We start from the raw sequence: 14,522 nt of genomic DNA on the forward strand, positions 1-14,522 counted from the left end.
CCTCGGACTCCTCACATCCCGCTGACGAACTCGCGATAGAGAAACTTCTGGTGCAGGCTCTCCAAGGTTCCCGAGTACCGCCGGAAGGGAACCAAGGCGAGCCGAAGCGGTCGGGTGATGGGAATCCCGGGCCCGACCAGTTCCGCTACCGAGGCCGCGGCCTCGATCAATGTGGTCTCTGTCTCGTTTGGCTCGGCTGATTCGAGACCTAGGCGCCTGAGGAGCTGGTCGCGGACGCCCTCCACGTCGAGTTCCAGGCGGCGAGCTTCCTCTTCGGTGTCACAGCGGGATAGGGCGCGACGGAAATCGACTGCTCGCGAGCGGTATTCATCGATCCGTCCGCAGATCATCTGTAACCAGCGTTCATCGGTGAACCGTCCTCGGTCGCGCAACGACCACAACCGTCCGCCCAGCAGCGGCAGTTGGTACTCCAGCATCTGCAGGCGCCGCCCCTGCCGTGCCCCGGCCACCTTGCGGATCTCGCTGGGTATCCCGCGGACTGCCGAGATCACTTCCTCGATTGCGCTCTCCGCGACGCCGTCATCGAAGAGGTCGAACATCACCGAAAAGTCGCGACGAAGCGGATGTGGTGTGTACGCAATGCTTTTCACCTTCGCTCGCGCCGAGTAGCGCAGTGACCGCACCAACGTGGCGATGAGCCATAGCTGCTGTTCGCTGTCCGCGATCAGGCTGCGGAATTGCCCCTCCATCGCGAACGATGACGCACGCGCCCACTGACCGAAGGGATCGAGTTCAACACCATCGACACCACCGATCCGAGCACGGTGATGGCCTTCGATCCTGACGTTCTCCCACTGGTAGTCCGCCCACGCCGTAATGTTCGCCAGCATTCGCTGGCCACCACCGCGCTCTTGCACTTCGCGATCGGCGCGGCGGGTCTTGTCGATGAACCGCAGCATGGTTTCGACGCCGGTTGTTTTGAGCGTCTCCATGGCGGTGCGCTCGGCCGTTGCGAGGCCTGCCTCCTCGCTCGGACCGATCGACAGCGGCACAGCGATCCGCAGGTCGAAGAGATGGCGAAGGATCCGAGGGAAGTCACCGTAGTCAGCGGCAACAGGGTTCAGCTTGGTCGGGTGCGGTACGAGCACCTCATCGAAGTAGATCAGGGACTGGACGAGCTCCGCATAACACTGTTGCGCAAAGGGATCGCGTGGCCGGGATGGGGAGCTGTGGTTCTGGGAGAGGATGAATTCCTCTGCGCTGATGAACGTCGTGACGTCCACCATGACACGATTCGACATCAACCGCTCCGCGACTCCGCCAGCAGATCTACGAACCACCGCACGCAGTCCGGATCGCCAGCAACCGTCTCGGGAAATGTGGGCTCGCGTTGGTTCAGAAACTGCTCGTCGAGCGGCAACGGGCTGATCCCGCGGCCGTCAGTGGCGGTGCGGCCCATCGCTGTCGCCAGTCCGATGCCCGCGGCGCCATCCCACACCTTCTGCCGTGGCCGGTAGAACAGGTCGAACTGATACTCCGGAGTCTGAGCCCAGGTGGAAAGGTCAATGCAGGTTCGGACCATGTCGAGGGTTTGTGATGTGGTGCGGGTCTTCATGGCACAACCGACCTCGGCAAGATCGATCTCGAACTTCCGTGCGGCGGAGCCTTTGCTGCGCGTGACCGAGGCGCGTCTCGGTCTTGCCGCACGACCAAGCGGCTTAGCCGTTCGCCCGTTCACGACTACCTCCCCCGACCATTGGATGGTGATCGGTGTGCGATCAACACCCAACTCGGGCGCGAGGACGTACGCGGCAGTCGGTACACCTGCTTCGAGAAGGCATACGACACTGCAGAATTCGCGCCCATTGGGTGCGACGAACTCGCTCGTACCGTCGATCGGGTCGATGATCCAAGTCGGCTCGCCCGAGCTGGGCAGCTCCGCCTCGTCTTCTTCCGCGACGAATCGAGACTCGGGAAAGTGCCGCCTGATCGTTTTGATGATGGCGGCCTGGGTGGCCAGATCCGCCTCGGACAACAGCGTGTTGTCAGCTTTTGTGTCAACGTGCAGCGAAGCGAGGTTGCGGCGGTATCGGCGAAGCAACGGCACCAGCTGCTTGTCCAGTGCTTTCCACAACGATCCGACGTCGCTCAAGGCGCCCTCCCGCACAGTGTTGTCTCCCGAGCGTAGCGGTTCTGCCGGTTGTCAAAGGCCGTAACCTGCCGGTTTCGATCAGTTCCGGCCTTCAGTCCACCGGTGCGCACCAAGGGCACATTTGGGTGGCGGGTGGGCAACGTTGTGGCTGTCAGTTTGTGGGCGTGGGTAACCGTTCCATTTGAAAGTGACGAAGCCCTCCGCGCTCTCCTTCCTTCGGACTTACCGTCGAAAGTTCGGCACAGTTCGATCGAAGGGGGATCGATGGTTGGCGATGCTTCTCGAAGATGGCAGGTCAGGGTGGCGGATGCATTGCGTCGCGTGCCTGGTCTCGAATCGGATCATAGGAACTTCTTCAGTGCGGCCCTGCTCGAGCCGGGTAGGCAGCTTCTCATTCATCGCGGTATGCCCGGGACGCCGAAGGACCGGGCGGATGCGCTGCTCGTGTGTCGGACCGGAATCTTCGCGCTGGTCTGCACCAGCACCGCCCCTGATGAGTTGAATCGGATTCGGCACCACGCCGAGGCTCTGCTCGGTAACCTCTTGTTCGGCCGTAACCAGTACGCGGCGCACGATGTGCAGGTTGTGCTGATGGTTCCCGATCACACCAGTATTCAAGAGGACGGCCGTTTTTCGGTCGCCTCACTGATGCAGCTCGATCAGGTCATCCGGGCACACCAGCGCGAGTTCCGCCCCAAACAGATCGAGACAATCGTCAGCGCGGTGAGCGGCCACACGGCCGAGTATCGGCTGCTCGAGGTCGCCGCGGAACAGCATCCGGATGCCGCACCCGCACTGTTCGGACGAGCCGATGCGGCCACGCTGCAACGGGATGCGGCTCTGCTCAAGCCTTTCCACGAATGGATGGTCTTTCTCGATCCCGATCAGCTCGAGCTTGTCTCCCGAAACTATTCCGGCCCTGCGCGATTCGCCGGTCCTGCGGGGACGGGCAAGACCGTCGTCGCGTTGCACCGGATGGCAAGTCACGCAAAGCGTTCGACCGGTCGCCTGTTGTACACGACGTTCGTCACCACCCTGGCGGCCTGTCAGGAAACCTACTTTCGCCAACTCGCGCCCGGTACCGAGGAACGGGTCGAGTTCGCGACCCTGCACTCGTGGGCGATGCACTTCGTCAAGGAGCATCTGCCGCCGCCTGAGTTGAGTCCGAAGGATTCCGACGCCGTCTTCCGGGACGTATGGGACAGCGCCAGAGCCTATTTCGAACCACTCGAACCGCACGCCTACTACTGGCGGGAGGAGATCGACCGCGTCATCAAGGGCCGCAACATCAACGACCTCGACGTGTATCAGCGCATCGACCGCACCGGACGCAACGGCGTCGCGCTCGACCGTGACCAGCGCAGAGCCGTCTGGGAAAAGCTCTACGCGCCATACGTTCGGGAGATGAGCAGACGCGGAGTATCCGACTACAGCGATGTCATCAGTATCGCGCTCGCCGTGATTCAGCACCATCCGCTGGACAAGCCGTACGACATGGTTGTCGTCGACGAGGTGCAGGATATGACCCTCGCCGGGTTGCAGCTGACACATGCCATCGCGGGCGGCGACAACACCAGCCCACTGCTGCTGCTCGGCGACGGTCAGCAGCAGGTTTACGCCGGTGGCTGGCGGCTGACCGACGCGAACATCAACCTTCGCGGCCGGGGCGCGGTCATGCGGGTGAATTACCGCAATCGGCAACGTGTTTGGGCACACGCCGCACAGGTCGACGCCGTGAACTCGCTCGGCGACTTCGACAACGAACCCGTGGTCCTGCTCCGGGACGCCGAGGTCACGCTCCCCGGCGGGGAGGTTGTCACCTGGCGTGGACCGAACCAATACCTGGAAGCCGGACTCGTCGACGCCATTCATACCTGCGGAAAACCGTTGTCGGACATTGCCGTACTGACCAGAACACGCAAGATGGCCGAACGGATCGCGGGTGCGCTGGAGGCGGCGGGGATTCCCATCTGCTACCTGGATGGCTACCGCGGAACCTATTGCGGGGCGGTAAAAGTCGGCACCGTGCACCGAGCCAAGGGCCTCGACTTCGCGGCTGTCCTGCACCCCACCGAGCTCAATCCATCCGGACCTCACACCGGGCCCGATCGCGATCGCGCCGAACTCGCCGCCCGGCAGCGACTGGTCGCGATCACCCGCGCCAGGGACTACGTCTGGATCGGCATCACGGAAACCTGATGTGCGCATGCGGGTCTCACCGCGACATCAGCCATTTCTTGAACTGCTTCGTATCGAACTCCCGCCCCTTCAGGTCGGTGTTCGTGCTGGATGAGATTGCGGTGACACGGGTTTCGGTCCAGGCGAACCAGGTGTGCGAGGGGTAGTCGAGGAGAAGGTTGGCGTTGGTGGGGAGCGCTTGGGCCACTTGGGATTCCTCGGTTCCGGTGGCGATGGCTTGCGGGGTGTAAGGCGGGGTCGGGGTGAGTTGTGTTGTGTCGGTGTCGGTTCGCGGGTCGATTCTTGTTGGCACGGCGATGTAGGACGGAGTGCCAGCGGTGCTCAACGGGGAGTCGGGATCGGTCGCGAACTCGAGGTTGGTTGCATAGACCATGACGGGTGTGCCGGTCCGGCGCAGATGCGGCGCGTTTTCGGCGGTGGTGGGCGGGTGTTGCGATCTGAGAAATGAGGCGGCGAGTTGCGCGGTTGCTGGTGATTCGAGCACTTGATCGATCGTGCCGAGGTCCGGGGCAGCCGCGGTGGTCGCCTGTGCAGGGGGGTCATGCGCCGTGGCGCAGCCCTGAATTGTCAAGGCGGCGCACAGGAATGCCGTCGCGCAGAGCGGGCGCACCCTCATTTACTCTTCGTGATTCCGTAGTCTTCGCCGAACCATGCCCAGTCGGGGTTTTGGGTATACGACGCGAGCGTCCGCGTGACGATTCGCTGCGAGGTCGGCCATGGATCCCCGTACGTCACGGTGCTCGCGTCGGCGTCGTACCCGTAGACGACTTGGGCGTGGCCACCACCCGCGGTCCACGCTATTCCGGTGAGGATTGGGCGATTTGCCGTAATTTCCGCGGCGATTTTCGTCATGGAGAATGGCGAGCCGACCGATGCGGCGAAGCCGATCTTTTTGAATGCGGCGGCGATCTCCTCCAGGGAGGCGCTTTCATTGGGGCACGGCGCGCCCTTGGCGGTGCTGTGTACCAGTTTGCAGTAGTCGGTCTGGGCGATCTTGTGACCGAGGTAGGTGGAGATCGAGGCGCCGTCGGCGGCCCAGCACCATTGATTCCACTCCTGCACCTGTTGTGCGTAGGGCAGGGTTTTCGAACCGACGGCTACCGAACGCGGCTCGATGACACCGGGCAGTGCCGTGGTGACCTTCAGCCCAGTTGAGCGCGACGTGAAATCCTTTCCGGCAGAGATTGGTTCGGCGATGGACGTACCATGACCGAAGGAGAGAAACATCACCGTGGCGGCGATGAGAGCAGCATGTAGTTTTCGTCGCGGCAGCACTTGGGCACCCACTTTCGCTGAATTTCAGGGAAAGTTACGCCGCCGCTTCGCGCAGCGGCAAGTGGGGAAGTTCCCCAACGCGAAACAAGATGTCAACACCGAATACTGTTGCCGCACTGTTGTTTTGCGAGGAGCATTCGCAGAGTAGCAACGGAACGTCTGAACAACCCCCACTGATCAACAATTCTGGACGTCCCGCGCGCATCAGGGGCATATGCCCCAAGTCGACAACATCAGCTAGGAGTCACCATGCGTAATTCAGTCCTGCCTGCCGCAATGGCATTCGCGGTGGGCGTCGGAATCGTCTCGGCAGGAATCGCGCACGCAGCGCCGCCAACCACGCCCGAGCTCAAGCACCATTCCTTCGGTTTCGACGTGAAAGCGGCGAAAGCCGCCCTCGGTAGGGACACAAGCAACGGATTCGCGTTGCCCGTTCGGGTGGGTTCCGGCGCGCCGCCGGCGTCCTATTCGCTCAAGCAGTACGCGAGAACCCCGGGCGACCAAGGTCCGGTCGGGGCCTGCGTGACATGGGCGACCGGCTACACCGGCTACGGCGTGTTGATGAATGAACAGCAGATCACCGGTGGCCCGATGGCCCCGATGTTCATCTACGCGCAGATCGCGCAGGGCAATGACCAGGGCACGTGGGCGGGTGTCGCCTTGCCGATGGAGCGTGACCAGGGAATCGACACCAAGTCCGACTACTGGCAGGGCGATTTCGACTACACCACTCAGCCCGACCAGAACGAAATCGCGAATGCCGCGCACTACAAGCTCTCCGGCTCAAAGGATCTGACTTCCGGCGACAAGGTGGCCAACATCAAGGCCGCGATCGCCGCAGGCCTGCCTGTCCCGATCGGGTTCGAGGTAAGGGAGAGCTTCGAGAATCTGAACCAGAGCAACTCCCGGTATAACCCGTCGCCCAACGAGCGCACGCTCGGTGGCCATGAGGTGACGATCGTTGGATACGACTCAAAGGGCGTGACGATCGAGAACTCCTGGGGATCGAGCTGGGGTGACAACGGATTCTTCACCGCACCATGGTCCTTCATAACAGGCAGCGACGTCGACGAAATTCACTCGATGGGTCGACTTGTCACCGGATAATTGCCAATGCCATACGAAGTTTGATGTCCTGATTCCTGTCGGCTGCTCCGCCGGCAGGAACCGGGCGTTCTAGATCCGTTTAATCGGCGCTGAAATGTGCTGCGGTGCACCGGATTGCCCGCAACAAGACTCCCTTGCCGCCGCGTCCACGTCCACACCTGATCGACTGGGGAATTCACCGGGCTTCGCGGCTGCATTCCCCACTCCTACACTGGGGATCCGCGCGCGCCTATTCATGTCATGATTCAAATGGTTGTCCAGATTTCGGCGACAGGCCAGTCGGCCAGGACATCCACTAGCACAACAGTTTTCGGTTCTCGTTCGCCTATGATCTTCGGGCCATCGCCGCGCGCACAGCAATGTCGCGGTGGACGATTCGCTGACCTGCTCCGCGACTCAGTTCATCGGGGACCGATCCAACGTCCCCACAGGGAGGACCCCATGAGAACGGCGAAATCCACCGGGCTCGTCGCGACGGTCGCGAGTCTATTGATCGGCATATCGGCGGTGTTGGTGGGATTTACCAACGCACCGCCGGTACGCACCGCGTCGCCTGCGGCGACATCGGGCGGTGTCAAGATCGCTTATTACAACCAGTGGTCGATCTACGAAAACCAGTTCTACCCCAAGAATGTCGATACCTCGGGCATGGCGGGCAAGCTCGACTACATGATGTACGCGTTCGCGAACATCGATCCGGTCAACCTGACCTGCTTCGAGGCGAACAAGGCGGCGAGCCAGGACGAGAACGATCCGAATGCCGGTGACGGCGCCGGTGACTCGTTCGCCGATTACGGCAAGTCCTTCGACTCGTCGATCAGCGTCGACGGCACCTCGGACGCGTGGAACGACCCGATCGTCGGCAACTTCAAACAGCTCAAGCAACTGAAGGCGAAGCATCCGAATCTGAAGGTGCTGTTGTCGATCGGCGGCTGGACATACTCGAAGTACTTCTCCGATGTGTCCGCGACCGACGCCGCGCGCAAGAAGTTCGCCTCCTCCTGCATCGACATGTTCATCAAGGGCAACCTGCCGCAGCAGGGCGGTTTCGGCGGCCAAGGCACCGGTAAGGGCATCTTCGACGGCCTCGATCTGGACTGGGAGTATCCGGGCGGTGGGGGTCATCTCGGCAACCACGCGACGCCTGCCGACAAGGCCAACTTCACGTTGCTGGCGGCCGAGTTACGCAAGCAGCTGGATGCCCAGGGCACGGCCGACAACAAGCACTACGCGCTGACCGCGGCCGTCTCGGCGGGCCAGGACAAGATTCGCAACTACGAGACCAACAATCTCGGCAACTACCTCGACCTCGCCAATGTCATGACCTATGACATGCACGGAGCGTGGGATGCGAAGGGCCCGACCAACTTCCAGGATCCGATCTACAGCAGGCCGGACGATCCGATGGCGCCGGTGCCGCCGGGCAACGCGAAGTACAACATCGACGAGGCGATCACCGCGTGGACCGCGGGCGACAGCTCATACGGCATCGCGGGCGGCTTCCCATCGAACAAGTTGACCATCGGGTATCCGTTCTACTATCGCGGCTGGACCGGTGTGCAGCCGGGCAGTAACCACGGGCTCTTCCAGCCCGCGTCGGGTCCGGCGCCCGGCGGCCCGCAGTCCGGAAACGAGCCTGGCATCAGGATGTACAAGGAGCTGTCCGGTGTCGTCGACAATCCGTCGACCACGTTCTACGACCCCGTCGCGCAGGCCGCCTACTTCTATGACGGCACGAACTTCTGGGGCGGCGACTCGCTGCAATCCATCCAGGCCAAGTCGGACTACCTGCATTGCAAGGGTCTCGGCGGCGCGATGATGTACTCGCTGGAAAACATGGATCCGGCGTCGACATTGTTCAACCAGGTGATCAAGACCGTCGACGGTAGCGCGGCCAGCTGCACGCCGCCGACAACAACGCCGACGACTCCGCCGACCACCACGACAACCACTCCGCCGACGTCCACAACCACCACGCCGCCCACAACAACGACAACGACCCCGCCGACCACCACGACCACACCACCAACCGGAAACGGTGTGATCAACGGTGATTTCGAGAGCGGCGCACTGTCACCGTGGACCTGCGCGGGCAACCTCGGCACAATCACCACCAGTCCGGTGCACGGCGGCAAGAACGCGCTGACCGGAGCGGCGAGCAGCGGCGATAATGCTCAATGCTCCCAGGAGGTCACCGTCGAGCCGAATCACGCGTACACGTTGTCCGCGTGGGTGAACGGTAACTACGTCTACCTCGGCGTCACCGGCTCGGGCACCAACGACACGTCCACCTGGACACCCGGCACCGGCGGTGCGTACCAACAACTTTCGACCAAGTTCAGCACCGGCGCCTCGACCACCAAGGTCACGGTCTGGGTGCACGGCTGGTACGGCCAAGGGTCGTACAGCGTGGATGACGTCACGCTGAAGTAAGAACCGGCAAACACTAAGGCGGGCCTCGTTTACGAGGCCCGCCTTTATGCCCGATCACCCCGCCTGCGGGTGAATCGAACAGGTAGTCTCATTGCGCGGGATGGATTGCGTTCCAACCGTTTTCGAGTAGGGCGAAGATCTCGTCCGCGGCGCGTTGGGGGTTGGCGTGGCGTTCGATCACGTCGCTGGCGTCGAGGGCGAATCGGGCCAGCGCGGCGCAGGAGATGTCGTCATTGGGGGCGCCGATGTCTTCCGCGATCGTTCTGGCCAGGGTGGTTTCGTGGCGCAGCCACATGCGACGGGCGTACTCGCGTAGGACAGGGGTGTCGGCGACCATACGGGTGAAGGCGGCTGGTTGCGTGTCGCCGGCTGGCACGTTGGTTGCCCGCCACAAGATGTGCTCGCGCAAGGCCTGCGGGATGGACTGGCCGTGGGCACGCTCGCGGACCACAGCGACGACCGCCGCCTCGATGTCGTCGTCCAGGTCGAAGAGCAGGGCCTCTTTGCTGGGGAAGTGCTTGAACAGGGTGGTTACCGATACGTCGGCGGCTTCCGCGACGTCTTTGACGCCGACCTGGTCATAGCCGTGCTCGAGGAACAGTCGCAACGCGGCATCGGCCAATGACTGGCGGGTCTGGGCCTTCTTGCGCTCGCGGCGCCCGATCGGTTCGTCCACCCCCTCACACTACCCAACCAAGGTGCATTCAATAACAAAGTTTAGTGGTTGAACTTTTTTAGTGAGTGAGGTTTTATGGTGCCATGAGTTCCGCTTCAGCCCCCCGCATCGCGATCGTCGGTGCCGGGCTCGGTGGCCTTGCCTGCGCTCGCGGCCTCCAACTGCACGGTCACTCGGTCACCGTGTTCGAACAAGAGATCTCCCCCGGCGCTCGCACCCAGGGCGGGACCCTCGATCTGCACGCCGATACCGGGCAGGTCGCCCTGCGCGCGGCGGGGCTGTTCGAGATGTTCCGTTCGTTGGCGCGTCCCGAAGGTCAGGAGATGCGCGCGCTCGACCCCATCACCGCCGAAATCCTGCATCACGAACAACCGGACGGAGACTACGCGCCGGAGATCGACCGAGGCCAGCTGCGCGACCTGTTCCTCGAATCCCTCACTCCCGGAACGATTTACTGGGGACAAACCGTCGAGTCGGTCAGTCCCGACGGCACCGCCCTGCGGTTTCGCGATGGCGCGACCCAGCAGTTCGACCTCGTCGTCGGTGCCGACGGCGCCTGGTCGCGCATCAGGCCCGCCCTCTCCGCCGCCACCCCCACGCACACCGGCACCACCCTCGTCGAAACCTTCCTCGACGAGGCCGACGCTCACCATCCCGCGCTGGCGCACCTGGTCGGCAACGGCACCATCATCGCGAAGTCCGGTCGGACGATGCTGTCCGCGCAGCGCAACAGCGGCGGCCACATCCGCGTCTACGCCGGGCTCGAGATACCGCACGACTGGCACCTCGCCGCGGGTCTGGACCTCGACGACACCACTGCCGTCCGCGAACACCTACTGACCATCTTCGACGGCTGGCACGACAGTCTGCTCGACCTATTGCGTTGCAGCGAAGGCGGATTCGTCAACCGCCCGCTGTTCGTTCTGCCCGTCGGACACACCTGGGACCATACCCCCGGCATCACCCTGCTCGGCGACGCCGCCCACCTCATGCCGCCCTTCGGCATCGGCGCCAACCTCGCCATGCTCGACGGCGTCGACCTCGCCGCGGCCATCGCCACCCACCCCACCATCGACGAAGCGATTCGCGCCTACGAAACCGTCATGCTGCCCCGCTCCACCGCGGCCGCCCAAGCCTGCGCCGACCTGGACCAGGTCATCGCCTCGGGTGCGCCGATCGAAGTCGACGGAATCCGCAGACAGCTCAACGAACGACTCCTGCAACCCTCCGATCGCCAGACCTGACCAACAAGGTCACGCACGGCGTCCAGGAATGACCCTCACCTTGGGTGGTGATCGACTCCACCTTGGAGGACCGAGCTCAGTACTCGGGGTCCTGATATCGGCGACGGATGCGGCGGAAAGTTGGATGTGTCACCGCCAGCGAACCGGAGCCTCCGATGCCGATACCGAGCACCATCGTCACCTCGGCAGAACGTCGTGCCACGGTTTCGACGAAAGATGGTGTGGCGCTTGCGGTTCGCGAGTACGGGCCACGGGACGCGGAGCTCACGGTCGTTCTCCTGCACGGACATTGCCTGCGCACCGAGTCCTGGACCTACGTCCGTGACGCGCTGTTGCGCGAGTATCCCGGCGCCCGGGTCGTCTGCTACGACCATCGCGGCCACGGCGACTCGGCGGCGGCATCGCGGCAGACCTACCACCTCGAGCAGCTCGGCCACGACCTGAGCCACGTGCTCGACGCCGTCGCCCCGACCGGGCCGGTCGTCCTCGTCGGCCACTCGATGGGCGGCATGACCGTGCTGACCTACGTCAGCCAGCGTCCGCACGAGATCGGCACTCGCATCGTCGGCGTCGCGCTCATCGCGACCGCGGCGAGCGGGCTCGCCGACGCGGGTTTCGGGCGTCTGCTGCGCAACCCGGTCGTTTCGGTATTCCAGGCCGCCGTCCGCCGCGCTCCGGTTCTGATGCATCGCGCAAAGCTGTTGGCCTGCAAGGTTTTCGCGCCCATCATCCGGACCGCGGAATTCGGCGATCGCACGGTCAGCGCTCGTGTGCTCGCTCTTGCCAACGCGATGCACAACGAGACACCGATCGTGACGATGGCGAGCTTCTTGAGCGGCTTCATGGTTTATGACCAGACCGACGCGCTCGCGGTGCTCTCGAAGATCCCAACGTTGGTGCTGTGCGGTACGGCGGATCTGATGACGCCGCCGTCGCATTCCGTCGCGATGGCCGCCGCCGTCGAGTACTCGGATTTCGTCATGGTCGATGGCGCCGGGCATTCGGTGATTCTCGAGCAGCCGGGTCGGGTTGCCGAGGCCATTGCCCGGTTGCTGACGCGGGCGGGCGGTAGCGGTCGGCGCAAGGCGGCTCACCTCGCACTCGTGGCGTAGCGGTTTTCGCGACTCGGCAATCCGATAGTCGTTGCCGGACAACGAGAATCGTGCCGTATTAGCCGGTTGGCCTTGCCAACCGGCTAATACGGCACCTAGCTAGTTGCCCGAGGTGAATTGGCTCTGCTGGGCAATGACGAACCCGCCTTCACCATTGCGGTCCGTTCCGGTGTCGAGGACCTTGTCGTCCAGGAACGCAGCGGCCTCTCGGTCCAGGAAGATCCGTGAGCCTTCGGCAGTCAGGATCTGGTCTTGCTCAGCCGGTACCGCGGCAACTTCGAGCTGTAGCGTCTCGGCACCGTCCGCCGTGGAGATGCGTAGCCCGGCCTCTTCCGGCGCGCCCTCCGCGGACGTGATATTGCGAACGACCTCGATGGCGGTGGGGGTGAGCATCAACATGTATGTGGTTCCTTCCCGCTGTCGTGACAGTCCGCCAAGTACTGGCGAACTTCCATCACGCCGACCAGCCGCACACGCCATCATTGGCGTCGGCAGCCAGCACTGGCGTTCTCCAAGGGGTAGCCACATGCGGCCTCGCGAAACTATCTTTCTGACCGTCGGCGTCATTCCCCCAGCTCAGGGGCGAATTGTGACGCTGGCCGCACCCACTCGGCTAGCGGTCAGCAGCACGTTTCGATACCCGCTACGCGGACCGGTTGCCGGACCGGCCCAGTGACTTGACCCACTGGAACACCAGCAGCACGGGCAGGATGAATGCCTGGAAGAACATCCAGTACGAGCCGCCGTCGAAGATGAAGGCGAGATAGATGCCGTAGCCCACGAACAGGGTGCCGAAGATGGCGTTGAGCAGCTGACCCACATTGCCCTGGGATTTAGCGAACGACAGCGCGATCATCGCCACGCCGCTCACCAGCAGCAGAACCACGTACCACGAGAACTGCGGGTCGGCACTGAAGTCGAGATTCACGGATTTCCCCCATCGAAGTAGTCATACACAGAGTTCGGCGATTCCGAACGAGCCCCCCGAACCCGGGAATCGTGCCATTACCGTTGAACGGGCGCAAGTCGTGGAGTAGGTCACCGTGGCGGTGCATCTCATATCGCCGAATTGATCGGTGCGGCAAGGGAAACCACGGCGTGTAGAGCGGCGGCGGCGTCGAGGAATGCGGTGGCGCGAGTGGTGATGCTGGCGTCGCGGGTGGCCAGCGCCGCACGCACGTCGTCGGATCGATGTGCGTGCTGTAATTCCGGCAGCACGGCGCGCAGGTGGGTGATGGGGTAGCCCGCTTTGCGGAGTTGATGCACGATTCGGGCGTCTCGGACCTGATTCGGGGTGTAGTGCCGCGCGCCCTGTCTGGTGCGTTCGGGGACGACCAGAGCTTCGGTGTCCCAGTGTCGCAACGTCGAGGTGCGGACGCCGAGTGCGTCGGCGAGTTCGGCGATGCTCATCGAGTCGCTGCTGTGCACGTCATCGATCGGCTCGAAGGAGATGGACGCGGCGGCTTGTTTGGCGTGACCGAGCTCGATGCGCTCGGCGTGCAGTCGCGCGTGCGCCGCGTCCAGCAGGGCGAGTGCTTCCGCGATCGGAGCCGTGTGGAATGCCCGGAGAATCTTCTTGGCCTCGGTCGGGCCCGCGCCGACCGCGAGTGCTCGGTAGGCGAGTGCCGAATGCAGGTGTATCTCGCCGTAGATCCGGTGGCCGGTCGCGGTGCGGGTCGCGGGCGGCAGCACGCCGTCGCGTTCCAGATTGCGCACCTGCTGCACCGAGTACCCGGCGCGTCGGGCGATATCGACGGTGCGCTTGTACTGCGATTTGAGGTTTATCAACCGGAACTCCTCGTGATTGCGCATAAGGTCCACACAAGCACTTGAATGAGACGCTGGAAGCTATGACCATAGATGAGATCATCGACTTCGTTTCCAGCCTCGACGGCGTGCTGGCCATCAGCCCCACCGCCGGAGATCCCTGGCCGGAACTCAGCTGGGGCGACTCGTTCTTCTACTACTCCCCCGATGGGGTCGTCCCGACGAAAACGCAGCCCTTCGCAACGATCGTGACGAAGGATTACCCCGACGATCAGAGGTCGCACCTGGACCGCCCGGACACCTTCCGGGTCAACATCGCCGCCGGAAAAGAGGCATTCATCGACCGGATCGGCCACTCACCGAAACAGACAGTCACCGAGGAGGTGGACTACAGCGTCACCGACACAGTCATCCCACACCCCATTTACGGCATGGGAGGCTGGCTCGCCGTGGTGAACCCCGGCACCCGGACCGACGCTGCGACCCGCGAACTGCTGCAGACGGCCTACGACCGCGCGCGCTCCCGCTACGAGCGACACTCCGAATCAGACTCGCGCTGATCCGCTCGGCGGCTGTCGAACTATGACTGTGGTCCA

General features: G+C 63.3%; 14 protein-coding genes. 6 read left to right on the forward strand and 8 right to left on the reverse strand.

The features are described 5' to 3' along the window. Window positions 1-11 precede the first annotated feature (11 nt). Window positions 12-1,262 carry a hypothetical protein gene (locus OG203_RS12940; RefSeq protein ID WP_405165893.1) on the reverse strand — a complete coding sequence of 417 codons (1,251 nt, stop codon included), beginning with the start codon at window positions 1,260-1,262 and terminating at the stop codon, window positions 12-14. Beyond that, window positions 1,262-2,113 (reverse strand): inositol monophosphatase family protein, encoded by an 852-nt coding sequence (locus OG203_RS12945; protein ID WP_405165894.1) that lies wholly within the window; start codon window positions 2,111-2,113, stop codon window positions 1,262-1,264. Before OG203_RS12945 ends, OG203_RS12940 begins: the two co-directional genes overlap by 1 nt. Window positions 2,114-2,518: 405 nt before the next feature. On the opposite strand from OG203_RS12945, the gene OG203_RS12950 reads away from it, so the two are divergent. Beyond that, window positions 2,519-4,312, forward strand: coding sequence for a UvrD-helicase domain-containing protein (locus OG203_RS12950; RefSeq protein WP_405165895.1), 1,794 nt, complete (start codon window positions 2,519-2,521; stop codon window positions 4,310-4,312). A gap of 16 nt (window positions 4,313-4,328) precedes the next feature. On the opposite strand, the gene OG203_RS12955 is transcribed toward OG203_RS12950, so the two are convergent. Both OG203_RS12955 and OG203_RS12960 read right to left on the reverse strand, forming a co-directional pair. Further along, window positions 4,329-4,928: a hypothetical protein gene (locus tag OG203_RS12955; RefSeq protein WP_405165896.1), complete on the reverse strand. Its 600-nt coding sequence runs from the start codon at window positions 4,926-4,928 to the stop codon at window positions 4,329-4,331. Continuing rightward, window positions 4,925-5,599 carry a papain-like cysteine protease family protein gene (locus OG203_RS12960; RefSeq protein WP_405165897.1) on the reverse strand — a complete coding sequence of 225 codons (675 nt, stop codon included), beginning with the start codon at window positions 5,597-5,599 and terminating at the stop codon, window positions 4,925-4,927. The genes OG203_RS12955 and OG203_RS12960 overlap by 4 nt, the downstream gene beginning before the upstream one ends. Before the next feature lie 588 nt (window positions 5,600-6,187). Between OG203_RS12960 and OG203_RS12965 the strand changes: the two genes are divergently transcribed. Both OG203_RS12965 and OG203_RS12970 read left to right on the forward strand, forming a co-directional pair. Further along, window positions 6,188-6,694 carry a C1 family peptidase gene (locus OG203_RS12965; RefSeq protein WP_405167861.1) on the forward strand — a complete coding sequence of 169 codons (507 nt, stop codon included), beginning with the start codon at window positions 6,188-6,190 and terminating at the stop codon, window positions 6,692-6,694. A gap of 441 nt (window positions 6,695-7,135) precedes the next feature. After that, window positions 7,136-9,127: a glycosyl hydrolase family 18 protein gene (locus OG203_RS12970; protein WP_405165898.1), complete on the forward strand. Its 1,992-nt coding sequence runs from the start codon at window positions 7,136-7,138 to the stop codon at window positions 9,125-9,127. Window positions 9,128-9,215: 88 nt separating this feature from the next. Here the strand turns inward: OG203_RS12970 and OG203_RS12975 are convergent, their stop codons facing one another. Then, window positions 9,216-9,803, reverse strand: a complete 588-nt coding sequence (locus OG203_RS12975) for a TetR/AcrR family transcriptional regulator (protein ID WP_405165899.1) — start codon at window positions 9,801-9,803, stop codon at window positions 9,216-9,218. An 83-nt stretch (window positions 9,804-9,886) separates the two neighbouring features. On the opposite strand from OG203_RS12975, the gene OG203_RS12980 reads away from it, so the two are divergent. After that, window positions 9,887-11,047, forward strand: a complete 1,161-nt coding sequence (locus tag OG203_RS12980) for an FAD-dependent oxidoreductase (RefSeq protein WP_405165900.1) — start codon at window positions 9,887-9,889, stop codon at window positions 11,045-11,047. Between the two features lie 155 nt (window positions 11,048-11,202). After that, window positions 11,203-12,159: an alpha/beta fold hydrolase gene (locus tag OG203_RS12985; RefSeq protein WP_405165901.1), complete on the forward strand. Its 957-nt coding sequence runs from the start codon at window positions 11,203-11,205 to the stop codon at window positions 12,157-12,159. Between the two features lie 99 nt (window positions 12,160-12,258). Here the strand turns inward: OG203_RS12985 and OG203_RS12990 are convergent, their stop codons facing one another. The 3 genes from OG203_RS12990 to OG203_RS13000 all read right to left on the reverse strand — a co-directional run bounded on the left by OG203_RS12990 (window position 12,259) and on the right by OG203_RS13000 (window position 13,971). After that, on the reverse strand, window positions 12,259-12,558 hold the full coding sequence (locus OG203_RS12990; protein WP_405165902.1) for a hypothetical protein: 300 nt from the start codon (window positions 12,556-12,558) through the stop codon (window positions 12,259-12,261). Window positions 12,559-12,802: 244 nt separating this feature from the next. Next, window positions 12,803-13,087 (reverse strand): hypothetical protein, encoded by a 285-nt coding sequence (locus tag OG203_RS12995; protein WP_405165903.1) that lies wholly within the window; start codon window positions 13,085-13,087, stop codon window positions 12,803-12,805. A gap of 128 nt (window positions 13,088-13,215) precedes the next feature. After that, window positions 13,216-13,971: a MerR family transcriptional regulator gene (locus OG203_RS13000; RefSeq protein ID WP_405165904.1), complete on the reverse strand. Its 756-nt coding sequence runs from the start codon at window positions 13,969-13,971 to the stop codon at window positions 13,216-13,218. A 38-nt stretch (window positions 13,972-14,009) separates the two neighbouring features. Between OG203_RS13000 and OG203_RS13005 the strand changes: the two genes are divergently transcribed. Then, complete coding sequence (locus OG203_RS13005) at window positions 14,010-14,486, forward strand: DUF6194 family protein (RefSeq protein ID WP_405165905.1); 477 nt, start codon at window positions 14,010-14,012, stop codon at window positions 14,484-14,486. The last annotated feature ends 36 nt before the right edge of the window (window positions 14,487-14,522 follow it).

The organism is Nocardia sp. NBC_01499, from assembly GCF_045040275.1.
Lineage (GTDB): Bacteria > Actinomycetota > Actinomycetes > Mycobacteriales > Mycobacteriaceae > Nocardia.

Excerpts from the sequence above, each read along its gene's own strand:
- OG203_RS12940 (WP_405165893.1), bottom strand. The coding sequence starts at position 1,262 with ATGTCGAATCGTGTCATGGTGGACGTCACGACGTTCATCAGCGCAGAG.
- OG203_RS12950 (WP_405165895.1), top strand. The coding sequence starts at position 2,519 with ATGCCCGGGACGCCGAAGGACCGGGCGGATGCGCTGCTCGTGTGTCGG.
- OG203_RS12955 (WP_405165896.1), bottom strand. The coding sequence starts at position 4,928 with ATGAGGGTGCGCCCGCTCTGCGCGACGGCATTCCTGTGCGCCGCCTTG.
- OG203_RS12965 (WP_405167861.1), top strand. The coding sequence starts at position 6,188 with ATGTTCATCTACGCGCAGATCGCGCAGGGCAATGACCAGGGCACGTGG.
- OG203_RS12970 (WP_405165898.1), top strand. The coding sequence starts at position 7,136 with ATGAGAACGGCGAAATCCACCGGGCTCGTCGCGACGGTCGCGAGTCTA.
- OG203_RS12980 (WP_405165900.1), top strand. The coding sequence starts at position 9,887 with ATGAGTTCCGCTTCAGCCCCCCGCATCGCGATCGTCGGTGCCGGGCTC.
- OG203_RS12985 (WP_405165901.1), top strand. The coding sequence starts at position 11,203 with ATGCCGATACCGAGCACCATCGTCACCTCGGCAGAACGTCGTGCCACG.
- OG203_RS12990 (WP_405165902.1), bottom strand. The coding sequence starts at position 12,558 with ATGTTGATGCTCACCCCCACCGCCATCGAGGTCGTTCGCAATATCACG.
- OG203_RS13000 (WP_405165904.1), bottom strand. The coding sequence starts at position 13,971 with ATGCGCAATCACGAGGAGTTCCGGTTGATAAACCTCAAATCGCAGTAC.
- OG203_RS13005 (WP_405165905.1), top strand. The coding sequence starts at position 14,010 with ATGACCATAGATGAGATCATCGACTTCGTTTCCAGCCTCGACGGCGTG.